35 protein-coding genes are annotated in these 24476 nt (G+C 50.7%); 31 read left to right on the top strand and 4 right to left on the bottom strand.

Annotated features, from left to right (window positions below):
- Nucleotides 1–51 precede the first annotated feature (51 nt).
- Nucleotides 52–417, bottom strand: coding sequence for a hypothetical protein (locus tag ACO0LN_RS28195; protein ID WP_422979706.1), 366 nt, complete (start codon nt 415–417; stop codon nt 52–54).
- A gap of 231 nt (nt 418–648) precedes the next feature.
- Nucleotides 649–1101 carry a DNA-binding protein gene (locus tag ACO0LN_RS28190; RefSeq protein ID WP_422979704.1) on the bottom strand — a complete coding sequence of 151 codons (453 nt, stop codon included), beginning with the start codon at nt 1099–1101 and terminating at the stop codon, nt 649–651.
- A gap of 189 nt (nt 1102–1290) precedes the next feature.
- Here ACO0LN_RS28190 and ACO0LN_RS28185 point away from each other — a divergent pair, with 189 nt between their 5' ends.
- From ACO0LN_RS28185 to ACO0LN_RS28125, 13 genes are all read left to right on the top strand, one after another.
- Entirely contained in the window at nt 1291–1593 is a 303-nt protein-coding gene (locus ACO0LN_RS28185) for a helix-turn-helix domain-containing protein (protein WP_422979702.1), read from the top strand.
- Between the two features lie 117 nt (nt 1594–1710).
- On the top strand, nt 1711–2142 hold the full coding sequence (locus ACO0LN_RS28180; RefSeq protein WP_422979700.1) for a hypothetical protein: 432 nt from the start codon (nt 1711–1713) through the stop codon (nt 2140–2142).
- 9 nt (nt 2143–2151) lie between these two features.
- Nucleotides 2152–2370, top strand: coding sequence for a hypothetical protein (locus ACO0LN_RS28175; protein WP_422979698.1), 219 nt, complete (start codon nt 2152–2154; stop codon nt 2368–2370).
- 47 nt (nt 2371–2417) lie between these two features.
- Complete coding sequence (locus ACO0LN_RS28170; RefSeq protein WP_422979696.1) at nt 2418–3686, top strand: phage protease; 1269 nt, start codon at nt 2418–2420, stop codon at nt 3684–3686.
- Nucleotides 3683–3904 (top strand): phage tail terminator protein, encoded by a 222-nt coding sequence (locus ACO0LN_RS28165; RefSeq protein ID WP_422979694.1) that lies wholly within the window; start codon nt 3683–3685, stop codon nt 3902–3904. Before ACO0LN_RS28170 ends, ACO0LN_RS28165 begins: the two co-directional genes overlap by 4 nt.
- Before the next feature lie 10 nt (nt 3905–3914).
- Complete coding sequence (locus ACO0LN_RS28160) at nt 3915–4103, top strand: DUF7210 family protein (protein WP_422979692.1); 189 nt, start codon at nt 3915–3917, stop codon at nt 4101–4103.
- Between the two features lie 34 nt (nt 4104–4137).
- The gene (locus ACO0LN_RS28155) at nt 4138–4902 is read left to right on the top strand and encodes a hypothetical protein (protein ID WP_422979690.1); all 765 of its coding nucleotides are present in this window, start codon (nt 4138–4140) and stop codon (nt 4900–4902) included.
- 107 nt (nt 4903–5009) lie between these two features.
- Nucleotides 5010–5483, top strand: coding sequence for a hypothetical protein (locus ACO0LN_RS28150; protein ID WP_422979688.1), 474 nt, complete (start codon nt 5010–5012; stop codon nt 5481–5483).
- Nucleotides 5484–5649: 166 nt separating this feature from the next.
- Nucleotides 5650–7359 carry a hypothetical protein gene (locus tag ACO0LN_RS28145; RefSeq protein ID WP_422979686.1) on the top strand — a complete coding sequence of 570 codons (1710 nt, stop codon included), beginning with the start codon at nt 5650–5652 and terminating at the stop codon, nt 7357–7359.
- The gene (locus ACO0LN_RS28140) at nt 7352–7573 is read left to right on the top strand and encodes a hypothetical protein (protein ID WP_422979684.1); all 222 of its coding nucleotides are present in this window, start codon (nt 7352–7354) and stop codon (nt 7571–7573) included. Before ACO0LN_RS28145 ends, ACO0LN_RS28140 begins: the two co-directional genes overlap by 8 nt.
- Before the next feature lie 121 nt (nt 7574–7694).
- Complete coding sequence (locus tag ACO0LN_RS28135) at nt 7695–7892, top strand: Com family DNA-binding transcriptional regulator (RefSeq protein ID WP_422979682.1); 198 nt, start codon at nt 7695–7697, stop codon at nt 7890–7892.
- The gene (locus ACO0LN_RS28130; protein ID WP_422979680.1) at nt 7852–8643 is read left to right on the top strand and encodes a DNA adenine methylase; all 792 of its coding nucleotides are present in this window, start codon (nt 7852–7854) and stop codon (nt 8641–8643) included. Before ACO0LN_RS28135 ends, ACO0LN_RS28130 begins: the two co-directional genes overlap by 41 nt.
- Nucleotides 8644–8741: 98 nt before the next feature.
- Entirely contained in the window at nt 8742–9122 is a 381-nt protein-coding gene (locus tag ACO0LN_RS28125; RefSeq protein WP_422979678.1) for a hypothetical protein, read from the top strand.
- A gap of 188 nt (nt 9123–9310) precedes the next feature.
- Here the strand turns inward: ACO0LN_RS28125 and ACO0LN_RS28120 are convergent, their stop codons facing one another.
- On the bottom strand, nt 9311–9985 hold the full coding sequence (locus tag ACO0LN_RS28120) for a hypothetical protein (protein ID WP_422979676.1): 675 nt from the start codon (nt 9983–9985) through the stop codon (nt 9311–9313).
- Between the two features lie 23 nt (nt 9986–10008).
- Nucleotides 10009–10440 (bottom strand): helix-turn-helix domain-containing protein, encoded by a 432-nt coding sequence (locus ACO0LN_RS28115; RefSeq protein ID WP_422979674.1) that lies wholly within the window; start codon nt 10438–10440, stop codon nt 10009–10011.
- Nucleotides 10441–10648: 208 nt separating this feature from the next.
- Here ACO0LN_RS28115 and ACO0LN_RS28110 point away from each other — a divergent pair, with 208 nt between their 5' ends.
- From ACO0LN_RS28110 to ACO0LN_RS28025, 18 genes are all read left to right on the top strand, one after another.
- Nucleotides 10649–10996, top strand: coding sequence for a helix-turn-helix domain-containing protein (locus ACO0LN_RS28110; RefSeq protein WP_422979672.1), 348 nt, complete (start codon nt 10649–10651; stop codon nt 10994–10996).
- A 2-nt stretch (nt 10997–10998) separates the two neighbouring features.
- Entirely contained in the window at nt 10999–11505 is a 507-nt protein-coding gene (locus ACO0LN_RS28105) for a hypothetical protein (RefSeq protein WP_422979670.1), read from the top strand.
- Nucleotides 11506–13269 (top strand): integrase catalytic domain-containing protein, encoded by a 1764-nt coding sequence (locus tag ACO0LN_RS28100; RefSeq protein WP_422979668.1) that lies wholly within the window; start codon nt 11506–11508, stop codon nt 13267–13269. It abuts the gene before it with no gap.
- Nucleotides 13270–13271: 2 nt separating this feature from the next.
- The gene (locus ACO0LN_RS28095; protein WP_422979666.1) at nt 13272–14027 is read left to right on the top strand and encodes an AAA family ATPase; all 756 of its coding nucleotides are present in this window, start codon (nt 13272–13274) and stop codon (nt 14025–14027) included.
- Between the two features lie 2 nt (nt 14028–14029).
- Nucleotides 14030–14671 carry a hypothetical protein gene (locus ACO0LN_RS28090; protein WP_422979664.1) on the top strand — a complete coding sequence of 214 codons (642 nt, stop codon included), beginning with the start codon at nt 14030–14032 and terminating at the stop codon, nt 14669–14671.
- A complete protein-coding gene (locus ACO0LN_RS28085) occupies nt 14664–15173 on the top strand; it encodes a MarR family transcriptional regulator (protein ID WP_422979662.1) in 510 nt (169 codons plus the stop codon). Before ACO0LN_RS28090 ends, ACO0LN_RS28085 begins: the two co-directional genes overlap by 8 nt.
- On the top strand, nt 15170–15379 hold the full coding sequence (locus ACO0LN_RS28080; RefSeq protein WP_422979660.1) for a hypothetical protein: 210 nt from the start codon (nt 15170–15172) through the stop codon (nt 15377–15379). The genes ACO0LN_RS28085 and ACO0LN_RS28080 overlap by 4 nt, the downstream gene beginning before the upstream one ends.
- Entirely contained in the window at nt 15380–15568 is a 189-nt protein-coding gene (locus ACO0LN_RS28075) for a hypothetical protein (RefSeq protein ID WP_422979659.1), read from the top strand.
- 77 nt (nt 15569–15645) lie between these two features.
- The gene (locus tag ACO0LN_RS28070) at nt 15646–16263 is read left to right on the top strand and encodes a DUF3164 family protein (protein ID WP_422979770.1); all 618 of its coding nucleotides are present in this window, start codon (nt 15646–15648) and stop codon (nt 16261–16263) included.
- Nucleotides 16223–16948 (top strand): Mu-like prophage major head subunit gpT family protein, encoded by a 726-nt coding sequence (locus tag ACO0LN_RS28065; protein ID WP_422979657.1) that lies wholly within the window; start codon nt 16223–16225, stop codon nt 16946–16948. The genes ACO0LN_RS28070 and ACO0LN_RS28065 overlap by 41 nt, the downstream gene beginning before the upstream one ends.
- 79 nt (nt 16949–17027) lie before the next feature.
- The gene (locus ACO0LN_RS28060) at nt 17028–17498 is read left to right on the top strand and encodes a hypothetical protein (protein WP_422979655.1); all 471 of its coding nucleotides are present in this window, start codon (nt 17028–17030) and stop codon (nt 17496–17498) included.
- 1 nt (nt 17499) lies between these two features.
- Nucleotides 17500–17913 (top strand): gp436 family protein, encoded by a 414-nt coding sequence (locus tag ACO0LN_RS28055; protein WP_422979653.1) that lies wholly within the window; start codon nt 17500–17502, stop codon nt 17911–17913.
- Nucleotides 17913–18362, top strand: a complete 450-nt coding sequence (locus tag ACO0LN_RS28050) for a phage tail terminator protein (RefSeq protein ID WP_422979651.1) — start codon at nt 17913–17915, stop codon at nt 18360–18362. The genes ACO0LN_RS28055 and ACO0LN_RS28050 overlap by 1 nt, the downstream gene beginning before the upstream one ends.
- 10 nt (nt 18363–18372) lie before the next feature.
- Nucleotides 18373–18561 (top strand): DUF7210 family protein, encoded by a 189-nt coding sequence (locus tag ACO0LN_RS28045; RefSeq protein ID WP_422979649.1) that lies wholly within the window; start codon nt 18373–18375, stop codon nt 18559–18561.
- A 34-nt stretch (nt 18562–18595) separates the two neighbouring features.
- The gene (locus ACO0LN_RS28040; protein ID WP_422979647.1) at nt 18596–19360 is read left to right on the top strand and encodes a hypothetical protein; all 765 of its coding nucleotides are present in this window, start codon (nt 18596–18598) and stop codon (nt 19358–19360) included.
- Between the two features lie 106 nt (nt 19361–19466).
- Entirely contained in the window at nt 19467–19952 is a 486-nt protein-coding gene (locus tag ACO0LN_RS28035) for a hypothetical protein (RefSeq protein ID WP_422979645.1), read from the top strand.
- 237 nt (nt 19953–20189) lie between these two features.
- On the top strand, nt 20190–24077 hold the full coding sequence (locus tag ACO0LN_RS28030; protein WP_422979643.1) for a hypothetical protein: 3888 nt from the start codon (nt 20190–20192) through the stop codon (nt 24075–24077).
- On the top strand, nt 24074–24475 hold the full coding sequence (locus ACO0LN_RS28025; protein WP_422979641.1) for a hypothetical protein: 402 nt from the start codon (nt 24074–24076) through the stop codon (nt 24473–24475). The genes ACO0LN_RS28030 and ACO0LN_RS28025 overlap by 4 nt, the downstream gene beginning before the upstream one ends.
- Nucleotide 24476: the final 1 nt, after the last annotated feature.

The following is a 24476-nucleotide window of genomic DNA, read 5'->3' as shown; positions in this document are numbered from 1 at the left end:
TTGCGATCTATACGAGATTGATTCGAACAGATTTACGTTGATGATATTGGGTTACACAGCGGTTACTGTGGGGGAGTGATAGTTTTGTCCCTGGGCGAGCCAGTCCAGAAAATAAAGGAAACCCAGTAACGGCGGGGCTTTCAGCCGAAAACAGCGACAAAAAAACCGCTTACATAGTTTGACCAAAAATAGCCATAAACGGTACATTTTTGCGGGTTTATTGTCGCCAGACTGATCAGGAATAGTCGGGCTTTGATCAGCTAATGCATACGTGGGGTCGTTGGCTGCATCAGGCTGGTTGGGGGCAATGATTCCGACATGAATAGTCATTACTGGAGGTGGGCCTGTCTTGCGCGCAGCCTTTGCCAGCAAGCCTTTCAAGGCATTTACATCATTATCATCCCCATCAAACAGCATGCACCCTCAAGTAGATCAGAGGTCTGCAATATTATCCTAATAACTATTATTTCACTTGAATTTCCGCAACAATTAGTTACAAAGTGCCTTTTTGTTACTTCACAGTTCGCTTATCTAAAGTGAGACGTAACTGTGAAATATGAAAAAAATAAAATACTCTTATAAATCAATGAGTTGAAAAAATTAACGCATTCCAAGTGCGAACCTAAGTGATACGGCATAAGGAACCACTTAGCCAGTCACTAAATGAAGTAATTCCTTCACATCACCTTCGCTAGCCTTTTTCTCTAGGTACTTATAGAGGAAAGTCACAATCTCAGCTTTGCGATCAGGATCATCAATCACCAGGTTGTTCTCAGTCAGGTATTCATCCAGTGCGCGAATGGCCGAGGCCAGACGTGCAGTATTGACCTGTTCGCCGTCTGCTATAGCACCAACTACATTATGTGGTTCTTGCCTAGAGGGCGCTCCTGAGGCTTGATCCGCCTTCTTCTCGGTCAAATAGTGTCCAGGTACTTCATACAGTTTCCTAGTTCCACCAAGGCCCACTTTCGTTGTGTAAGGCCATCCTTCCGACTTTGCTCTTGCATGAATGTTCGCAATCGTAGTTGGCAGGCCTGGCAAATGCATTGCCAATATTTCAGAGGCTGAATAGGCATTTGCCTTGTCAATAGACTTATTCATGATTAAGTCTATTGAAAATAAGAAAATCAATAGAGTTTATTTTCACGGCAAATAACCTTATAAATCAATAACTTAAAAAAACTCTTCCAATGAAAGAGAAAAATTAAAGCATATCGTTAAAAAGTCTATTGACAATAGACTTCGATATACTTAACATGCATCCATTGACCCAACCCAAAGAGGAAAACAATGGATGCATCAAACGCCCCAAAAAAATCCGCGCAAGCCGATTGGCATCGTGCGGATATCGTCGCCGCGCTTCATAAAAAAGGTTGGTCGCTGCGCCAACTCTCAGTGCAAAGCGGCCTGGCTGAAAGAACTATCAACTCAGCCTTAGACCGCCCCTACCCAAAAGCAGAAAGCATTATTGCTGCTGCCATCGGAGTCGCTCCAGAGGAAATCTGGCCTTTGCGCTACGAGAGGCGGAATTTTACGCCAGTTTTAACGCTTCCTACCAAGTCACTTCGCACTTTGCAGTGCGCTGTTGCTTGAAATGAATCATAGGCCGTCACTGGACTTAACACCATCTTTACGTTTCGCGGAGTTGTGAAAATGTCGTTGCGAAAAAGACGCTGGAAATCAGTTAGAGCTACAAGCCTGAGCGAGGCTATGGACTTGTGCGTGGAATATGCCGGTTCTGAACAGCGCCGACCCATCAAAGTCCTGGCCGACCTCATGGGTGTTGAGGTCAAGACCCTATATCGCTGGCTGGGTGAAACCTCCATGCCACTGAACCGCATACGCCAGTTTGAAGCCTTCTGCGGCACAACCTTTGTGAGTGATTACCTGTGCCTTGCGCATGGCGACAAAGTTGTCGTAGCCATCGCCGCCGGAAAAACAGCCAAGGTTACCGACCTGGTCGAAGTTCAAGCCTGCTTTTCTGAAGCCATGGCCCTGCTATCCCGCTTTTATCAAAACGGCGAAGCCATAGAGCAAACCTTGGCCGCGCTGACTACAACTCTGGGGCAACTGGCCTACCAGCGCAGCAATGTTACCAAAGCTGCCGAGCCAGAACTTGAACTGTTTAACTATTGCGATTGAAAGTAGAACATGAAAACTTTACAAGTCACCTTGACCGAAACACGCCTTAACAAACCGCTGGTAGTCATTGACGAAATGCCAGGGCCACACGTTGAAATGAGTCCTGAAGCAGTACGCGCCTTTGCCAAAGCTTTGCTGCAAGCAGCAAAGGACTGCGAAGCCCGCGACCTGACCAAGAAACATCTCAATTCTGTCAAAAAAGCATATGCAATTGGTGTGCCTGCATGAATCAGGTCACTGTAAAAGCTAAGTATACGGCAGCAGAATTGGCTGGAATGAAGCTTCCGGGACTGCCTGGGACAGTTGCTAACGTCATATTGTTGGCAGCCAGAGACTCTTGGAAGTTTGTTGAGTTATCTGGCCGTGGCGGCATCCGTCGCGAATACACTCCTCCTGCAGATGTCATGGAAACCATCCGTCAGGTGGCAACAAAACAGCTAGCAGCGACAATTCCAGCGCAAACACTGCCAGCGGTCAAGCCACAGACGACCATCGCGCACACCGAAGCTCAAAGTTTAACGGGTGACGCACGTAAAGGTGTTCTGGATGCGTTAAACGCAATTATGCAGCGCACTGGGTACCCGTTAAAACGCGCTGCCAAGCACTTGATCAGTCTGGCGCAAAAAGAAGAGGCAAGCCCGCAACTGATTGCCATGCTCAAATTGGCCAGGGATGGTCGTGGACGTTCCAGCCCAGATGGCATGCCATCTGACCGGAGCCTGACCCGCTTTGTCGCTTATCAAAAAAGCGGCGAGCTAGTCCCAAAGAAACGTGAAAAAGACATGAATGTCCCCGCTTGGGCAGAATCATTCCTGGGCCACTACCAAAAACCAGAAAAACCAACGGTGGAACACGCCTACCGCCAATTTGCAAAAATGTACCAGGACGACCTGCCAAGCGTTCACCAGGTGCGCCGATTTCTGGACAAGGTAGGCAACGTTTCCCGGCAAATCGGACGCATGGGTGACCGCGAACTCAAGACAATCAAGAAATTCGTGCGCCGTGACTTCAGCAAGTTATTGCCCTCAGACATTTACAGCGCCGACGGCCACACCTTTGACGCGGAGGTGCAGCATCCGATGCATGGCCGACCATTCAGGCCAGAGATTACATCCGTTATCGATATCGGGACGCGTCGCCTGATTGGTTGGTCTGTTGACTTAGCCGAGAGTGCGCTAGCCGTGCTGGATGCCCTGCGCGTAGCGGCGTTAACGGGTGCCCGTGGCAACCCTGCAGTAATCGATTACGACCATCAAACCCTATGGAAAGAAAAGAACGGCCAGCCAGCGCCCGCTGCAGGATGGTTCAAGACGCTTGAGTGGCGCGAGGGAGTCGGCCTGTTTGCCATAGACGTGGAATGGACGCCTGCAGCGGCCCTGGCCATCGAGACCAGCGAGTACAGGTTTATCAGTCCCGTAATTAATTTTGATGCAAATACGGGTCGCATTACCAAGCTGACGATGGCAGCGCTGACCAATTATGCAGGTATAGACGGGATGCAACAGGCCAGGCTGGCTGCTCTGTCACCCAGCTCTGGGCAGTGATTCTGGCAGTCTATGACGCCGACCCCGTTAACACAGGTGAAGGTGCCAGGCGATTAGCTGGGCCATTGATTGCATCGCTGTTAAGGGCTGTCAGCGGTTGGAAGCCAGACGACACCGTTAAACCGCTGGTGCGCGGCAGGCCGGTTCCACCACATTACGCAAATGGGTACGGTTACTACCCTTTTGTTTTTAAAGCAGAGTTTGTTTTTAATTCCTAACGGAGGATTTATGAGTAATCAAAACGTCGTGGTTCGTCTCAAAAAGCCGCACACACATGCAGGCGTTAAATATGAGGCAGGTGCAGAAATCACAGTGTCGCCCATGGACGCTGAATGGCTGGCTGCAGTCGGCGTGGGTGAGCTGGTCAACCCGGAAAAGGAACCAGACGGCAAGAGCAACAAAGACGCCAAGAAGTAAAACGATTTGACCACAATACAAAGGAGTCCATAACATGACTTACCAACCACAATACTATCTGGGCCAGGGTAAAACATTCTTTGGCTTGCGTGACGCCAACGGCAATCCAAAGTCATTGCGCTGGCTCGGCGACGTTGACGAAGCAAAAATCACTTTTAAAACAACCAAGGTCGAACGTAAAGAGTCCTGGTCTGGCGAGCGTGGCAAATCCATGAGCCTGGTGCTTGATAAGGAAGCCAATCTGGATTTGACACTGATGGACTTCAGCCCTGAAAACGTCAGCCAGGTGATCTTCGGTAAGAACAGCCTGATTGCGAACGGGACAGTAACAGGCGAGGTTTTACCAAGCGGTTTGCTCAGCGGTGACCGAATAGCGCTGAAATACCCTCAAGTTTCAGCCGTGACAATCACCGATTCTTCTGCTACACCCGTGACACTGAATTCAAGCAAGTATGATGTAGAAGCAGTCTATGGAGCGATAACAATCAAGGATGCCACAGGCTTAACCGAGCCGCTTAAAGTAGCCTATACACATGGCGGAGTGAACTCAATATCGATATTCAGCAAGATTCCTGATGATGTTTACTTCCGCTATGAAGGCATTAATCTGGCACAGGGCGGCACACCCATCATAGTAGAGCTGTACAGGTTGAAAACTGAACCATTGAAAGAACTGGCTCTGATCACTGAGAAGCAAGGCGATATGAAAATCAGCGCTGAAGTCCTGATTGACAGCACCAAGCCCGCCGATGGTGAAATGGGCCGATTCGGACGAATACTCCAGGTATCGACCGCTTAAAAAAAGCCGTCACTAGACGGCATGCATCCTACTGAAGCCCATCAACTGATGGGCTTTTTGTTTGCTCTCTACACTGGTTGCACTTACCCAAACAACCAGGAGCGAACATGTCAACAGCAGAAAACACACCACCACAAGATGACCTGAGCAAGGTCATTCCTACCGTTAAAACAATCATCATTGCGGGTGAATCATTGCCGATTCAGCCGTTTAAAGTTGGTCGCCTTCCTTTGGTCTTAACCGCCGTCCAGCCAATTGCTTACGTATTGATGGGAAATGCTCAAGGCTCAAAGCTTGACATGCTCAATCTGGTTATTGCGCACACTGACGACAGCTTAAACCTGCTATCTGTCCTGGCAAACAAGCCGCGTGACTGGGTCGATGGGCTGGACATTGACGACGCCGTGACTTTGCTAACAGCTTTGCTGGAGGTCAATATCGATTTTTTTATCCAGCGCGTTCTGCCACGCCTGTTGCAAACAATCGGAACGCTCAGTACAGCGGTAAAAGACAACGCACAGGCACTGAAAGCCATTGGGCAGACAGCATCCAATCCCTCATCGCCGCAGGCCACAGCCTGACAGACATCCTGGAATACACCTGGCCGCAGTTCAAGGCATTCGTCAGCAGCGTGGCCCGGTTCAAGAACCAGCGGGACAGTGAGCTATTCCACTTGATGCTGGTTGCGACCAGAGGTGACGAGGATAGCGTTAAAGCAGTGGTAAAGCATTTTGGAGAGCTGAAGTAATGTCAACAGTCCTGGAACTGAAAATTAAAGCCCTGGTCGAGGGACTGAATGGAGTCTCGGCCTTAGCCAAGGAAATCACCGGGTTGGGCGAGTCTGCCAAGACGGCGGGTGCAAATGCGTCTGCAGGAAAACAAGGTTTTACTGAACTCAGCAGCCAGGCAGAAGCGTACAAGGCCATAGCCAAACCATTGTTTGCGCGTGGCCAGGTCAAACTGGCGCATACCTTGATAGGGAACCGAGCCAGTACAACGGCCAGCCATGCAGAAGCGATACATGTCGAGATCGGCAGGCTGACCAGCTTCGCATCGATGTCACCAGTGGCAAGGACGACGACCAGGACAAGCTGGCAAGAGGCACGGTCTGTGAAGACGGAAAGGCTGTCCGCATTCCAGTCTATGCAACCTGTTGCAAGGGCCAGCCGCTTATCGGGATGGGGAGATGCAAGGCGCAACCTGGTGCAGGCGCGGGACGGCTTCCAGGACGCTGACGCATTGCAGGTGACAGGTAGGTCAGGTTTTCAGAAGGCCAGGAAGCCGCCGCCAGGCAAAGCGGCAGAGGTACTGCCACCCGTTAAACCCCCTTGCTACGTGCCGCCACCTGGCAACGCTGTTGAGTTGCTGTTTGCTGCAGCCTGGTCGAATTCCACAAGCCTGGTGTTTTCTTGTGAGCGCACAGCGCCGCCAGTGAATACCATCGTCATACCCGTTAAAAGGACTTACATCATGCTTAACGACGTACAGTTAAGACGTGTCGAAGGCAATTACATCCTGCCCGCCACGACCCTGCAAATGCAGATTGATATGGATAGCTGGACATGGTCGTTTTCGACATCGATGCCAGCATCTGCATTGGCGCTGGTCGAGCCTGGCCACGCTGGCGATAAGGTGATCCTGGAGGCATCAGTCAACGGGCAAAAGTTTTCTTTGTTGGCAGAGGATATCCAGCGCGAAAAGGTGTTTGGCAAATCCACCATATCCATCAGTGGCCGTGGCCTGTCAGCCATGCTTGCAGACCCGTATAGCCCTATCCTGACGTTTAAGAACGACATCGAGCGCACAGCACAGCAATTGACGAATGACGCCCTGATGATTAATGGTGTGCCTATAGGCTGGTCTGTAGATTGGCGTATCGATGACTGGTTAGTCCCTGCAGGCGTCTGGAGTCACCAGGGCAGCTATATGTCTGCATTGACGACTATCGCCAATGCAGCAGGCGCATTTATACAGCCTGACCCTACAGCCTTGACACTGCGGATTTTGCCGCGTTACCCGGTTAAGCCCTGGGAGTGGGCCAGCGCCACGCCGGATATTGAATTACCGTCCGCAGCAGTCACAAGGGAGTCTATAAGCTGGACGGACAAGCCAGACTATAACGCCGTGTATGTGAGTGGCGCGACAGCAGGCGGCATCCTTGGTTACGTTAAACGCGCTGGTTCCGCTGGAGACAAGCTGGCTCCTATGGTTACCGATGCCCTGATCACCGATAGCGCACCCGCCCGGCAGCGTGGCATTTCTATCTTGGCTGATACAGGCCGCAATGCAAGCTACTCGTTGAGTCTGCCTGTATTGCAAGAGTCGGGAATTATCATGCCTGGCAAAATGACACGCTATGTGGACAGCGCCGAGGTGATGGGCATCGTCAAAGGTGTTTCAATCAGCGCTGAGCAGTCAAAGCTTCGCCAGACTATCGAGGTGCAAACCCATGGCTAATATTTATAAAGTTTTCAAAGACCTGATACCAGCGCCGCCACTACTCGTAGGTAAGGTGATTGCAATCCGGCCAGGTCACAACATCATAGAACTACCTGGAGGCGCGCAAGTAACGGCCAGAGGCCCGGCAACATTGAATACGAAAGTGTTTTTTAAGGATGGCGTGATAGAGGGGGAAGCCCCAGATTTAACGGTAGTGAATATCGACGTTTAGAACAGAGCGACCTGACCAGTGCGCGAACACTGATCAAGTCATCTGATTGCAGCATGCACTGCGCTCAAACCACGGCCCTGCCACCTGTACAGGTGGGGCGCATGTTATCACGGAGCGTTAAATGCAGGAAATACGATGTGGAAAGTGTAGTAAAAAACTAGGGGCTGGCGAATACACCAGGCTCAGTATTAAGTGTCCTAGATGTAAAGCATTAAATGAATTGAGCGCCACGAGTGCCATACCTGAACGCCCAGGAGCGTCACCAGGAGTAGCAGAGAATGACGAATCCAATCATCCCTTGGCTGGGTGGCAAACGTAGGCTGGCGGATAAATTGATACCGCTTTTCCCGAAACATGAGTGTTATGTCGAGGTGTTTTGTGGTGGCGCTGCATTGTATTTCTTGCGGCCAGTGCCAGCGCCGACCGAGGTCATCAACGACATCAATGGCGAACTGGTGAACCTGTATAGGGTCGTCCAGCACCACATGGAAGAGTTTGTAAGGCAGTTTAAGTGGGCAATTAGCAGCCGCCAAATATTCAAATGGCAAAAGGCAGCTATCCCGGAAACTTTAACGGATATCCAGCGTGCTGCCAGGTTTTACTACCTGCAGCAGCACGCATTTGGCGGTAAGGTGACTGGCCAGAACTTTGGCACGGCCACGACAGGATCACCGATTAACCTGTGCCGCATCGAGGAGGCCCTGAGCGCAGCCCATTTGCGCCTGGCTGGCACGTATGTGGAAAACCTGTCCTGGTTGGACTGCATGAAGCGATATGACCGGGCGCATACGTTTTTCTACTGCGACCCGCCATATTGGGAAACAGAGGGTTACGGCGTTGAATTTGGCTATGAAAACTATGTGCAAATGGCCGAATTCATGCGGACTTGCAAGGGTAAGGTAATGGTCAGTATCAACGATCATCCAGCCATCAGGGAAGCGTTTAACGGGTTGCACATGATGGGTCTGGATATTAAGTACAGCGTGTCAAACACCCATGGCCAGCCAGAGACAAGCAAGGAATTGGTGATAATGAACTGGCAAGAGGAACTACTTGGACAGTTGTTTTAATATTTTGTTGGTTACACGCGAATTCAGGTACTTGTACCTTGCAAAAAAAAAATTTGGACTTAGTATTTATCAAGCGTTAAATTCAAAAGGGAGGGCGCATGCGTGAATTAGTAAGATTTGCAGTTACATCCATATTTTTTTTCAATTTCCTACTTGTCTATTTGTTTGCTACTTTGTCAATCGCTAACGGTTATAGTGCATCAGTTGTGTATATTTCTAGCGCTTGCGTGATTGTTTGTAGTTGTTTAGTCCTGTCTGTCGCGTATTTGCAGCCAGAGTATCTACCATTAGCAGCATGGGGATTTGGCTTACTTTGGTGGACGGCAGTATGCCGGGTAATTGAGAGTCCAGAGCCATCTAGCGTGGCCGCCTTGGTTTTCGAGGACAATGCATTGATGCGTCTTGCAATAGAATTAGGAGGTTTTGTTTTTCTTGTGTTTTTGGCCTTGGCTTATTTTACCAAGGTGCGTAGGTCATAACCCACTTCAAGGCGCTTGAGGTGTGGGGGAGTACTTAATATTGAATATCCTGCATAGACCTGAAAACCCCGAAAAAGCCCGTGAATACTACGTTTCCACGTATTCCGGGCTTTTTCACGGTTTGCACATTTCCAATTAAAAATAGCAAACTAATGCTCATAGTTTGCAAATAACTTTGCACTTATTGGCTAAATAAGATCAGTAATTGCAAGGTCATACATTTTTTCCAGATCAGAGAATGGCGTGCCATCCAGTAAACCAAGCATGCTGGATGCCCCGATAGGTTGAACTTTCCTGTGAGTTTCCGTAATCACTTGGATCATGTAACGGCGCAATTCCTCCTTTTTCCTATGAAAATCCAGCCTCTCGGTGAATACGCTTTTCATAGTAGTTAAATACGCTTTAGCTATTGGAAACTCACTTGCAACTATCTGATCATACTTGCGCACGCCCATTGTCGTGTTTAACGCGCTCATGATTGCGGCTGGATGTTTCGGAAATCCACAGTCGCTCGATAATTTAACTATTTCGTCTCGTAACTTACGCAATTGCACCTTTTGCGCCGCATTGATTGCGTCTGTGTATGTCTCAGACTGAGCGTGTTTTAACGCATTGGTGGCCTGCGATTCGGTCATGCTGACAGCCAAATGACCAGGCGCGAGTTGGTTATTACCTCCGTGAATATTGATGTTGTTGATCACAGTCGCCGGAGGAGCAACTGCTGTAATTTCATTTGTACCTGTTGGCTTCAATTCGCCGATTTTTTCCTGTGTGGCCTTGAGAATCGCTAATAGTTTGTTCTCTTCGTTAGGAATGATTTTCTGTGGGAATTTCAGTACGTTTTTACTTTGTTTGTCGGGCATCTTCTAAATCTACCGTTAAATCGTCATGCCGCAAGCTTAGCGATCATGATTGCCGTTGTCTTATCAATTTCACCTGTTTGTTTCGATGCCTGGTACAGAGCATCCACTAAGGCCCTTCGTTGCTGATATGTAGCAACCTTCTTGCCTTCTTGCAGTAGGTAATCAATAGCTTCCATAGCGTCTGCATATAGCTTGACGTCGCCTTGCTCCGTCTCAGCTAACGAATTGGATAAAAGCATCTGGCCCTCGCCAGAAAGCAGCCAATTCACATTCAATCCCTGATGATAAAGCGCGACCAATAATTTGCTATTTGGCAATGATCTGTTTGATTCATTGCTCTGTAGGCCAGTAGTAGACATCTCCATAGCACTAGCGAACTGGGATTGAGTGAGTTTCTTGAACTCCCTAAAAATCCGCAGTCTGTCTCCAATACTTTGTTTCGCACTTTCAATCATGCCGACTCCAAGAAAGTGCGAAATGAATTTCGCACTTTTGTTTCAGTTTCGCACTTAATTTATTGTGTTTAAAATCAAATACATACAATAAATTGTGTATAAAAGATGATAAAACGAAGTGCGAAACACAAAAAATAGATTGCACACACAATAATGTGTGTTTAGAATGTGTCACATGCAACAGTTAAACAACTCAAAAAAACCAGCCATGAACACTTCACTCGTCAAAGAAAAGCAGCAAGACTGGCATCGCGCAGACATAAAAGCTGCGCTTGAAAAAGCTGGCTGGACACTCCGCCAATTAGCCATAGCGAACGGCTACGTAGCTGGCGTCATGTGCCACCCGTTAAATCAGCAGTATCCAAAAGCTGAAGCAATCATTGCAAAAGCCATCGGCGTACAACCGCAAAAAATTTGGCCATCAAGGTACAACGCAGACGGCACGCCAAAGAAACAGGGAGCGCCACGTCAACGCGCTATCTATATCAAACCGTCTAGCCAGAAGTTTAACACTCCCATTGCGCAATGCAATGTTGAAGTTTCTTCAAGGAATTGACCATGGCGCGCCGTCGTTCACTTCCACAGCCAGGTCAAATGCCTATCAATTTTTTTGCAGTCCCAGCCACGCCAACGAATGAAGCCGGTTCGCTGGACAAAGCGCACGCAGTACGTGACGTACTGGTGGACATGCTGGCCGCTGCAAAAGTCGCAGGCAAAGACCGTTTTGACGTAGCCACCATGATCTCACGTTTGAGCAATCGCTCTTTGACAAAAGACATGCTGGATCAATACTGCGCCAACTCCGCAGAGGGCAAACGCTTCCCCCTCGAAGCACTGCCAGCCCTGACTGTAGCAACAGGCGATTACTCATTGCTTGAATACATCGCAGAGGCATGCGGCTGCCGCATCCTGCGCGGCGAAGAAGCCATGGTGGCAGAACTCGGAGCGCTGGCCATGCAAGAGAAAGCTATTAAGGAGCGTCAAAAACATCTCAATAACTACCTGCCTGCAGGCGTCGCAGAAAAACTGTCATCTGATGCGTTAAAACGCCTGGGTCAAAAATAAATGAGCATAGATTTAAACATCATTGCAGCAGCGTTAAAAGTGAGCAAGCGCGCAGCCGAAATCCGCGCTAACCGCGAAAACTGGACATTTTCCACAGTGCCTGGTCGCGGTGGTCAACGCAAAATATTTGTCTTGGCGAACCTGCCCAGGGACGTATCCAAGCGCGTGGAAATACACCAGCGCGGCGCATGTGCATCAAAAGAACTGGCTGTCGTCGCCCAGGTACGCGCCGAAGCTGCAGCCGAACTGCAAGCAACCAGGCAAAAGGCCGAGCTTAGCCTGCGCAAGGTCGCAGAAGTGCACGCACCAGGCCAGCAAGCCCGCTTTGACAGCCGTTACACCATCGTTAAAAGCTGGGAAGCATGGTACGCCGCGCACCCTATGGGTAAAAAGGTCAGCTACTGGGCGTATGCAAATGCATTTAACGCCAATGAAATAGACCTGGACGTGGCACTGCTTCAAAAGTACCAGCCCCTGCAGGGCCGTTCTGTAGAGCATTGGGTATTGAAGTACAACAAGGAAGGCATGTCCGGCCTGATAGACGGCTGGACAGGCAAGGCGCGCAAAGACGTGAATGTATTCACCACCCAGCCTGAACTGGAAAAGACCGCGATTGCCATTTTGATAGAGCGTCCCACTATCACAATGAAGACGCTAACTGACTTGCTTGGCGTAGCAGCTAAAGATCGTGAATCAGGCGGAATGCTGTTTAACGCTCCTTCGTACTTTGCCACAACACGATTCTGCAATGCCTGGAAACAGAAGAACGAAGAATTTTTTATGGCTTCGGTCAATCCAGACGAGTGGAAAAACAAACGTATGGTCGCGTTTGGCGATGCGTCCGAAGGCGTGGAACGCCTGAACCAACGCTGGGAAATGGATGCTACTCCCGCAGACTGGATGCTCAAGACCCCAGAGGGTGGCCTGCGCCGCTATTCCGTGTCCGTCATCATCGACGTCTACAGCCGCCGCGCAATCATGGTGTTGTCACCCACGCCCAGGGCCGAGACGCACAAGCTGGCCCTGCGCCTGGCGCTGTTGAGCTGGGGGGTGCCAGAAGAAATCGTGACAGATAACGGTAAGGACTACATCAGCCGCGACTTCGTCGGGACGCTGCGTTTAACAGACGACCTGGGCCAGATCGTGGTGTACCACGAAGGCAAGTTTGTCTGTATCGCCCGCTGTCCAGAACGTACTGGCATCAATCGCCAGGAGCTGGCCGCCAAAGCCCGCCAGGTGCAGCGTCACAACATTGCCGAGCAACGCAAGGCCGCAAAAACCAAGAAAGTCAACACGGACGAACTGGTGGACATGCTGCTGCGTGACAACGCCGAGGCTGCAGGCAAGCTGGCCACGTTGCCGAAAGCCAGCATTTCCCACAGTAGCACAGGTTTAACGGCTGCTGGCGAAGCTGCCCGCGTTCTGGACGGCGTAGTGGCAAAAACTGAAGTACCAGCAGAACTGAGACGCTTGATCGATAAGCGCAAAACGGAAGAAGCCACGCCCGTTAAACAGGCTGCTGTGAGCAATGTGTCGGTGATTCCTGAGACTCCCGAACATCGATTCAACAAGTGGCTAGGACTGGAAGAATTACTCAAGAACGGAGGAACTATAGACGACGCAAGACTGACGCGCTGGTACGGAAGCTATCAGCAAACACCTGAATTCGCGGCCAAAAAACGGCGCATGGATGAGGGCAAAGAAAAACGCAACACGGCTGCAACCGTGCTGCGTCTGAACGGAACGACTAACAAACAAGGATGATTATGAATAAACAATCAAATTTAAGCAAGGCCAGACCAGCAGGCGGCATCGCAGCAATCGCTACTTTGGATGTAGTACAAGCCACCCTGGAGCAGTTGGCGACCCGTCGCCAGGGTGTACCGGGTATTGGAGTGTTGTATGGCCCTAGCGGCTGGGGCAAGACCTTTGCCACCAACTCCCTGGCGAATGAAAGCCGGGCTTACTACGTGCAGATGCTATCGGCTTGGCGTAGCAAAGACCTACTTTCCAAAATCCTTTCTGAAATGAGTATTCCGCATAAAGCCACTACGGCAGCAAAACTGCTGGACATGGTCACGGAGCAGCTTTCGGCATCACGGCGCACTTTGATCATTGACGAGTTTGATCACGCCGCCAAGTCTGACACTTTGATAGAGCTGACCCGCGATATTTACGAGGGTTCGCAAGGTTCATTACTGCTGGTCGGTGAGGAAATGCTGCCACGCAAACTGGAAACCTGGGAACGCTTTCATAGTCGCGTATCTGCTTGGGCACCGGCCCAGCGCGTGAGCTACGACGATGCCGAAAAGCTGACGCCCATCTATTGCCCTGACGTTGAACTGACAGCAGATGTTCTGGACAAGCTGGTGACTCTCTCAAAAGGCAGTGTCCGCCGGGTCGTGACTTGTTTAACGGCCATCCACCAGCACAGCCAATTGTTTGGCCTGGATCAGGTCGGCATCGCAGAGCTTGCAAGCATTTCACTGCCTGCAGATCGTGCACCGGACAGGAGGGTTTAAGCATGTCTAGACAATCCAGCCAAATTGAAATGATCGGTGGAAAAAGCCCACGCCAACGTATTTGGGAAGCAATCCGGAAATTGAACGGAAAAGGTAAGACATTTACGCAATCGCTGATTGAAAAGCAGGCGAATGCAGATGTCTCAATAATCAAAGACTATTTTAGTGCCCTCTCAAAAGCGGGTTTTATAACAGTCCTTGATCAGGAGCATGTGAACGGCATTTGTATTCGCAATATTTACCAGCTTATCAAAGACAACGGTGTCGAAGCGCCGCGTGTTGATAAAAAGGGAAACCTGATAACAGAAGGCACCTATGCGGAACGCATGTGGGGAACCATGCGCAGACTGTTCATCGGCCAGGACTTCAACTACCGCGAGTTAGCAGCCAATGCATCAACTCCAACGAGTACGTGTAGTGAGATAGCAGCAAAGTCTTATGTATTGCTGTTGGCCAGAGCGGGATATTTGGAGATAACAAGCCGGGGTAAAGCTGGAGAAAAACCGGCTCTTACCAGATACAGACTCCTAAGGCAGATGAACACTGGTGTCCGCGCACCAATGATCCAGCGGACAAAACTGGTATTTGACCAAAATCTGGGAAAAGTGATCTGGCAAGAACCAGCAGGAGAGCAAGATGAATGAAGCCAAGAAAATGCCGGATTATTTAAGCACTGACTGGTTTAAGGCTCTCCACACCGAAACCAAGGCTACCAGCATTGCAGCGGTGGCGTTAAAAATGGGGGTTTCACGCCCGACACTTTCAGTATTCATTAACGCACTTGGTGCCTATGGCAGCGGTCGGGCCAGTCCGGCCAACATGGAAATACGCTATCGCAAAGCGTTCGAGCAACTGACTTGCCCACATACAGGGGCAATGGTGGGGGCTATCCATTGCCGCGAGACTGCATTACGTACCGCACCGTCACATAACCCGATACAGATGATGCAGTGGCAAGCATGCCAGTCCTGCCAGCACAAGCCAGCGCAGATTAAAGAACCCATCAATCCAAAGGTTAAAGCGAAGCGCTCAATAGTGCGCAAGGCTGAGCCAGAACCAGTGCAACAAGCAGGAATCATCGACAAGGTAACTCTGCCACTGCCAGAAGTCGGTGGCCCTCAAATCGCAGAAGCGGAGGCAGCATGAAGAACCTGATTATCAGCGTTAAACACGCAATGGTGGAATTCCAAATCAAGCGCTTGGATCGTCGCTACATCAAGTTGAGCCGTGACCTCGACTGGTACGACCAGCAACTGCAGGCAAATCGCAGGTTTGCCGAGCAAAACCGGGTCAAGACCATGATCAGCCGAAACAGGCTTCGCGCCGCGCTCATTACTTTAGAGGGGCGTTAAATGAAAGTCCTGGAACTCATGCAAAAACTGCGTCGATGCCCAGCGAATGCCAAGGTGTTGATTGTCCTGCATAACGAATGGGGCAACGACAAACTGGAGCAGATCAAGGACGTTGTGCGACCAACCAAAAACAAACCCGTGGGTAATACCGTTCCCACTGTCGAAATCACCGTAGGAGATGAAGAATGAACACACCATTGCAGGTAGTTGTAAAGAAACCAGAAATTAAGCAATACCCAGAGCTCAACGGCAAGGAATTGAACAACATGACAACCGACACAACAGAATACATGGAAGACGCACAGGGCCGCTTCTGGCCGCAATCTAAGGTCAAGCCCATCGACAAGGCCAGGGACAGCTTGGTGAAAGAAATGATGGTTAAAGCGGTGGCTCTCAATGCTGCTTTGAGCGAATTCAAGAAATCCGCTTTCGGTGACATTGCCGCCTTTGTTGCCTTGAGCGCCGAAGAGTACAAGGCAAAGCTTGGCGGCAAAAAAGGCAATGTCACGATGTTTTCTTTCGATGGCAAATACAAAATACAGTTTGCCGTATCAGAGAACATCCAGTTTGACGAACGCCTGCAGGCCGCCAAAGCGCTTATTGATGAATGCATTAAGGAATGGAGCCAAGGCTCAAGCCCTGAAATCCAGGTACTTGTTCAGGATGCCTTTAAGACTGACAAGGAAGGCAACCTTAATCATGGCCGCATCCTGGCATTGCGCCGACTTGATATCAAGGATGAGCGCTGGATCAATGCCATGACTGCCATCGGCGAGTCTGTCCAGGTCGTGGGTAGCAAGCAGTACATCCGGTTCTACGAGCGCCGGGACGACACAGACCAGTATGAGCCTAAGATGCACCACTTCCTACGCGATCGTCAATAAGACGTATGAAGCGTCCGTATCAGTAAAACGTACTGATATCGAAGATGATAACGTGGGCGTCTATACGCCTTTGTTCCAGGAAATGGGACTGAGCGCTGCACGTTATCCCGACAAGCATTCTTTCGGCATTCTCAAGACCGGGCAGTCCACGCTATGTTTTGATGGGCAAAATTTCTTTGACACCGATCATCCTGTCTACCCGAATACAGATGGCACAGGCACACCGCAGAACGTCTCTAACCTGCTCACGCCTGCCTCTGGTGCTGTGGCCGCATGGTATCTGCTCGACACGTCGAGGGCGGTAAAGCCGATCATCTTCCAGAAGCGCTCGGCAGCTGAGCTGACTGCGATGCAATCGAACGAAGATGAAAGCGTATTCATGAGGGACACCTACCGTTACGGTGTTCGTGCCCGCTCCAATGTTGGTTTCGGCTTCTGGCAAATGGCAGTGTGCAGCACTAAGCCACTGACCAAGGCCAGCTTTGAAGAAGCATATGACCTGATGCGCGGATTCAAAGGCGACGGCGGCAACCCTCTGAACATCACGCCAACACTCCTGGTTTGCCCAACTGTTCATCGTTCTGCCGCCAACGAAGTGATCAAAGTAGCGCGCATGGCCAACGGCTCCGACAACCCCAACTATAACTTGGTCGAAGTACTGGACTCTGCCTGGGTGAACGCATAACCCACTAGCCAGGAGTTGCCCCTCCCCCAGATGTGGGGGAGGTTTAGGCCAGGATCAACAATTACGTACAGGAGCAACCATGAGCAAGAAACAAGACAAAGCTGGTGATGATGCTGGAAAACAGCCAGACCAGTCAACGTTACAAGGGCAACAGGAGTTGCAGACTCAGCCAGTCCAGGACAAGCAGCCAGACCCGTCTGGCCAGGGCCAGTCTGCAGGTGATGTAGGCAAGCAGGCTGAACAAGCCGAATCGCAAGCCCTGCAAGAGCAGGCCGTAAATCAAGAAGTAGCATTGACGGATCAGCCACCAGTAAACGACAAAATCGAGTCACTCGTCCAGGCTCTTATGCAAGTTACTGAAGAAGACATAAACGCAAATGCTGTGGACGTACGCCGCGTCGTCAATATTCGCACAGTCAATGTGCCTAACAATCGCCGTTACAGGGGCGGTATTTGCTTTACCGATCAGGGGCGACCAGTCAATCTGGACGACCTGACCGAAGAGCAATTTATGGCCATCGCGAGCGACCCATACCTGCGGAGAGAGTGATATGTACTGCAGTGTCCAGGACTTGATTGATGCCTTTGGGGAAAAAGAGCTTGTCTCTCTGAGTAACCGCGACGTGCCAGGCTCAGCGGTAAATGTGGACGTGGTTGACAAGGCTATCAGTCAAGCCCAGGCAGAAATCGATGTGTACCTGGAAGGACGCTACCCGCTGCCTCTGGCATCGACGCCCATCATTCTGCAGCAGATCAGTCAAGACCTGACACGTTATTTCCTGCATACCAGGATTGATGATGATCACCCTGTATCGAAGCGATACCACCAGAGGATCAGGCTGCTGTCAGAGATATCCAAGGGCAAGTGTTCACTTGGCCTGGATGTCGAAAACAAGGTGGCGCAGACAGCCGATACCGTCCAAATTGCACCAGGCCGCAGTGTGTTTGGCGGGAGGGACTGGTAATGGCAATTGAAGATTACCTGTTCATAGAGCAGCCACTGATTGCCAGGATCAAGGAAAAAATGCCTGGCTTACAAGGGGTTTATGCCTGCGCCAACCTGGCCGACCTGGCGACCCAGCAGCAGATAACACCTGCAGCACATGTCATCTATGTCGGCGATGAAACAGGCACGACATCCAAAGACCAGGGCAATCTGGGCAAGGTGCAAGTAGTTACCCAGCTCTGGGCAGTGATTCTGGCTGTCTATGACGCCGACCCAATTAACACAGGTGAAGGTGCCAGGCGATTAGCTGGGCCATTGATTGCGTCACTCCTACGGGCAGTCAGCGGCTGGAAACCAGACGACACCGTTAAACCACTAGTACGCGGCAGGCCGGTTCCACCACATTACGCAAACGGGTACGGCTACTACCCGTTTGTTTTCAAAGCAGAGTTTGTTTTTAATACCTAACGGAGGATTTATGAGTAACCAAAACGTCGCGGTACGTCTGAAAAAGCCGCACACGCATGCAGGCGTTGAATATGAGGTAGGTACAGAAATTTCTGTGCCGCCAATGGATGCTGAATGGTTGACCGCTGTCGGTGTGGGCGACCTTGTCATCAACGACAAGGAGCCAGATGGCAAAAGCGGCAAAGAAGCCAAGAAGTAAAACGAATTGACCACAATACAAAGGAGTCCATAACATGCCTTATCAACCTGAATATTATTATGGCCAGGGCAAAGTGTTTCTTGCAAAACGCGACGCTGCTGGCAATCCATTGGTGTTACGTTGGCTGGGTGACGTTGATGACTTGAAGGTCAGCCTCAAGACAACACCAATCAAACGCAAAGAGGCATGGAGCGGTGAGAAAACCACTTCAATGAGTCTCATTGTCGATAAAGACGCAAGCGTGGACATGACGCTGATGGACTTTAGTAATGAAAACCTGAATCTGGCTCTCTACGGTAAATCTATCACGTCTGCTTCGGGTTCTGTTACGGGGGAAAGATTGCCAACTGGTCTGTTGGTCGGCGATCGCGTTCGCCTGGAAAATCCACTCGTTAGCTCAGTAGTCATCACGGATTCCGCAACCACTCCTGCAACGGTGAATCCTTCCAAGTACGAGATCGACCCCAAGTATGGCGCACTCACTGTCAAGGATGCCACTGGCTTGACACAGCCCCTGGTTGCCGCCTACAGTCACGGCGCAATAGATACTGTTGCCATGTTTGCCGTCATACCTGACAACGTGTTCCTGCGGTACGAAGGCATCAACCTGGCACAGGGTGGCGCACCTGTCATAGTTGAACTGTACTGTGTCAAAACGGAGCCCCTGAAAGAATTGTCATTGATTACTGACAAGCAAGGTGACATGAAGATCAGTGCAGAAGTGCTGGGTGATACCACCAAACCCGCCGATGCCGAGATGGGACGATTTGGGCGAATACTCCAGGTATCAAGCGCTTAAAACACGCCGTCACTGACGGCATGCATCTCACTGAAGCCCATCCTCTGATGGGCTTTTTGTTTGCTCTTTAGACTGGCTGTACTTATCCAGTCAACCAGGAGCGAACATGACGACAGCAGCAAATCCTGCAGTACAAGATGATCTGAACAAGGTCATTCCTACCGTTAAAACCATTCCCGTAGCAGGTGAAGAATTTCCTATCCGGCATTTCAAGATCGGAAAACTGCCAGAAGTCCTGGTCGCCATACAGCCCATCGCCTATATCTTGCTGGGCCGCGCCAAGTCAGAAAAACTGGACATCCTGAATCTGGTCATCGTGCATACAAATGACAGCCTGTCTTTGCTGTCTGTCTTGGCAGATCGTCCCCGCGACTGGGTAAATAACCTTGATCCAGATGAAGCCGTATTGCTGCTCAGCGCACTGCTGGAGGTCAATCTCGATTTTTTTATCCAGAAAGTGCTGCCACAACTGTTGGCAGCAATGGACAGCCTCGGCCAAACCGCAAACAGCAGCACAGAAGCGTTAAACGCACTTGGGCAGATGGCTTCCAAGACCTCATTGCCAACGGCCACAGTTACACCGACATCCTAAATTACACCTGGCCACAGTTCCAGGCGTTTGTAGCCAGTGTCGAAAAGCAGAGAAAGCGACATCAAGCCGACTTGTTTGGCTTGATGCTGATTGCAGTCAAAGGGAACGAAGACAGCGTTAAAGAAATGATTAAGCAAATGGAGAGCTGAGGGAATGTCAACAGTCCTGGAACTGAAAATTAAAAGCCTGGTTGAGGGACTGGATAACGTCACCAAACTGGCTAAGGAAATTACAGGCTTGGGTGAATCTGCCAAGACCGCAGGTGCAAATGCATCCGCAGGCAAGCAAGGCTTCACCGAATTAAGCGGCCAGGCTGAGGCATACAAAGCCATCGGTGTACGTTCATTTGCAGACATCCGCGCTGAGATAACCAAAGTTACCCAGGCACAGCAGCAGCTTGCTAGCAGCGGCCAGCTATCTGGCAAGGAACTGCAGTCTGTCGCCAACGCCACCAAGGCAAAGCTGGCAGAACTGAATCAAGAGCTTAAGGGAGCTTCGGACGGCGGTGGAACGTTAAATAAAACCCTAGGCATGATGAACCCGGAAATGGCGGCAGTCACCGCTGGTGCCGGGTTCTTGAAAGACAACGTCGGCGCATTGATCGGGGCATTTACTGCTCTTGCCGTGGCTTATGGTCTTAAAGAATCTGCAGACTATGCGGCCAGAACAGAGACGCTTGGCATTACCATGAACGTGGTCGCCAAAAACGCTGGCTACGGTGCGCAAGAAATCGGAAAGTATGAAAAGGAGGTTAAAGGCTTAGGCATCACGACCCAGGGAACACGCGAGGCCATCACTCAAATGATCCAGGCCGGGTTGGAGATAGGCCCGAAGGCCGAGGGCCAAGTGTCCCAGGTGGCGAAGCTTGCCAGGGCTGCCCAGGATCTGGCAGTGGTCACAGGTGAAAACTCATCGGCTACGCTGACCAAGCTAATCACCAATATTTCCCAACTGGATACAGTCGGCCTGCGTTACATGGGTTTAACGGTCAACGTTGAAGCTGCAGAGAGACAGTTTGCACTTTCCATAGGCAAGACCGTTGAACAACTGACCCAGAAGCAAAAAGCCCAGGCAGTGATGGATGAATCACTGAAGCAGGCTGAAAAACTCCAGGGCGCTTATGAGGCGTCCATGGATACCGTGGGCAAGAAAATCCAGTCCTTGAAGCGATACCAGGAAGAGCTGGCCAATGACATTGGTAGCAAGCTGCTGCCTGCGTATGGCGCACTGGTGGACGCTGCAACCCGGTTTTTGAAGGATGCCGACAGAATCGCCCAGGGCATCGACAAATCGGGGGCAGCATCGCGCTTGCTGGCGGATGGAGTGTCATCCTTTGGCAATGCCATGGGTGCCGCCTTAAATACAGTCCTGGGCATGCTGGGTGAGATTTATCCTTCACTTGCTGCAGTGGGGAAAGGCTTCATGGACTTGCTGGGCTTTGTGATCCGTGTCGCTACCGAGATTTTAACGCTTGGTCACTACACAGACGCGACGGGTGCAAAGATCACCGTACTGGGACAGACCATCAAGACCGTACTGGAAGCTGTCGCTCTGGTACTAGCAGGACTCAAAGATGGTATCGATATAGTCACAGCTACCATATTTGGAATGGGTGGTGCAGCACTGGACGTGATCGGCAAGATCATTTCAGGATTTGGCAGGCTGGTTTCGTATGTCAATCAGGATTGGGGCAAGGCCATCCAGGGTGTTGGTGACAACCTGCAAGCGACGGGCAAAGATATGATGGGCTTTGCCGATCAGACCGTTAGTCAGTTTGCCCGTGGTGAAAGTGCTGTCGGCAAGTACCGCCAGTCGCTGGTCGACGCAGCTACCTATCAGCAGAAACTTACTGAGGTCACTGACTTCAGTAAAGCCGAGGCTCAGGTGTTGAGTTTAACGGAAGCCGTAAGGAAAAACGGAACGTACACCAGCGAACTAGCCACGCAGTCTGGTGTGCTGAGTGACAAACTCAAGGAAATGCAGGCCAGCGGGCTATTGACAACTGATCAACTGGGGCAGTTGCAGAAGCGTCTGCAGTCGCTGGCCAGTGACGATGTGAAGAACTTTTCAAAAGCGATTGATGAAGCTGCATTGAAACTGGCTCAGCTTGACGGGAAAGATCGCCTCATTTCGTTAAACAAAGAGTTCTCCACAGTCATTGGCACTATCCAGACACTTGGCAGCAGCACTAAAACGACTGCAGAAATCATGAACGACGCCTTTTCAAAAGGAGTTGATTCTGCAAAAACTCTCGCAGAGCTTAATCAGATTGGCGCGTCACTGGGTGACGTTAAAAGAATCTCTGGAGACATTAAGCCAGCGCTGGCAGACGTAAGTATTAAGTTTGATGAGTTGTTTGAGAAAGCGCTGAAGGCAGCAAAGACAGACCGAGAATTTGCCGACCTGCGTGCAGAAGTGCAGCGACTGGGTAAGGAAGGAACCATTGCAGGTGACGCCCTTGTGCGCGCACTGAAAGAGATTGAGGAAAAAAGTAACGGCGCAGAGGCTGCATTCTCACGCATGGCAAAACGGGCGTCAGATTTTGCCAAGTCTGAAGTGGACATTGCGAAAGCGCATCTGGACATGATCAAGGCGCAGGCCGATCTAGGCCGGGCCAGCCTGGATGTGCTGGTAAAGCAAAATGAGTACGCGAAGTCCGGTAACGCATTGGCGAAGGAAGAACTTAACCTTGCAAAACTAAACAAGCAACTGGCTGCTGAAAAGGCCAACGAAGCAAAATTTTCTTATGACTTGGCTATACAGTCGCACAAATTATTAGTGAACCTGCAGCAAAAACTGAACGCGGAAAAAGAATTAGAACTTCACATTGGTAAAGATGACGTGGAGACGTACAGGGCGAAGGCTAAAGCGTTGGGCGACGCTGCGCGTATTGCAGAAGACGGCGTGAACTTTGCAAGAAAGGCGCTTTACGATCAACAGCAAATAACACTGAGCGTTGAGGAACAGGTAGTTCAACAGAAATTAGTCGCGGACTCTGTAAAGATCGCTACCGAGCAAGCGAATGCACTTAATAAGCAAGTTTCAGACGTCGGTAGTAGCACTACCAGGGTTGCAGATGCCGCCAGTCCAATACCTAAGATATTCACTGATGCAGGTGTTTCAGTAGATGCTCTCGCAAGTAAATTGGCAGGTGTTACAGAAGAAGCCAAGAAGGCTGCTCTCGCATCCGCTGAAGTCGCTTCTGCTGCGGCAAGGTCTGAGAAAGCGCTTGCCGGGCAACGTTCTGCACAAAGACGCATCGATGCAGCAGAAGGTCACAGCCCCGGAGTGACCGAGCTTGGCGGTGGTCGACGTGAGACTGGGGGTGTTGACGGTGTGCGAGATGTCGAGCCTTACGAAAACGCAAATGCGCGCAATCAGCGTATTACTGAGGAAAACCAGGCAACACAGCGCCAGGCCAATGACGTGAACCACACTGCTGGTGCGATGGATGCCGACATTGCAAACATGCTGTTTGATGCCGAACACGGGAAAAAGATAGAGCCGACAGACGAGAACAAACAACGTGCGCAAGCAGCCTGGGACTCTGCCAAGGCAAACAAGGCTATGTATGACAACAACCGTGGCTCATTCTCTCAGAACGGTGCTGACTCCATCATGCGCAGTTACAACCGCGCTAAAACACTGGCTGAATCCATGGGTCTGAGTACAAGCGAGGAAGGCAGCGCTGGAATAAACGATGGAAGTGGAGGCACTGGCGGCTTTGCCGCGCCTGGAGGCTCCAGTGGCGGTTTCTATCGCCGTGTGGACGGTTCTCATAAGGGCGGGCTGGATCGCGTACCCAGAAACGGCTATGTGGCCGAGTTGCACGAAGATGAAAAGGTCTTGACCGCACCAGAGGCAGCAAATTACCGCAACGCGCCGACCGTAGCCGACCTGTCACGCCAGTTGCTGAGCCAGATCACATTTCCCAGGATGTCAGATGATCCAGCCATTAAGGAGCTGGTCAAGCAGTCAGCCAAGCCAGCCGACAACCAGCGGCCAGAGAAAGTCATCCAATTAGATTTAACGGTCGGTGGCAAGACCATTCCGGTCACGACAGACGCAAGTAACGAACGCGATTTACTTCAGATGTTGAAACGCGCAAAAGGAACAGCATCATGATGTTACGCAATTTAACGCTGGGCCAAGACCTGGAGCTATCGCACGACCTGATGTGGGTCGACGAACACGAATGGACGCCAGTTACTGCGTCTGCTGAATACAGCTTGACAGGTGCGCTGCTGCTTGAATACGCCACGCGCCAGGCTGGTCGACCGATCAGCCTGCAGCCGCCTGAGAACAGCATGGCCTGGCACACCAGGGCCGTCGCTGACCTTTTGCGCACCTGGTCAACTGCACCTGGTCAGCAATTCCGCCTGACCCTTGACGATGGCCGGGGCTTTAACGTGGTCTTTCGCCACCATGAACCGCCAGCGCTGGAAGCTGAGCCGGTTCGCCAGATGGCGACCTATGACGCAGATGATTATTGGTTAGTAAAACTTAAGTTTATGGAGATTTAAC

Source organism: Undibacterium sp. TC9W (assembly GCF_049339865.1).
Lineage (GTDB): Bacteria > Pseudomonadota > Gammaproteobacteria > Burkholderiales > Burkholderiaceae_D > Undibacterium.
Note: the sequence above shows the minus strand (reverse complement) of the source record. Positions and strands in the feature narration are given on the sequence as shown.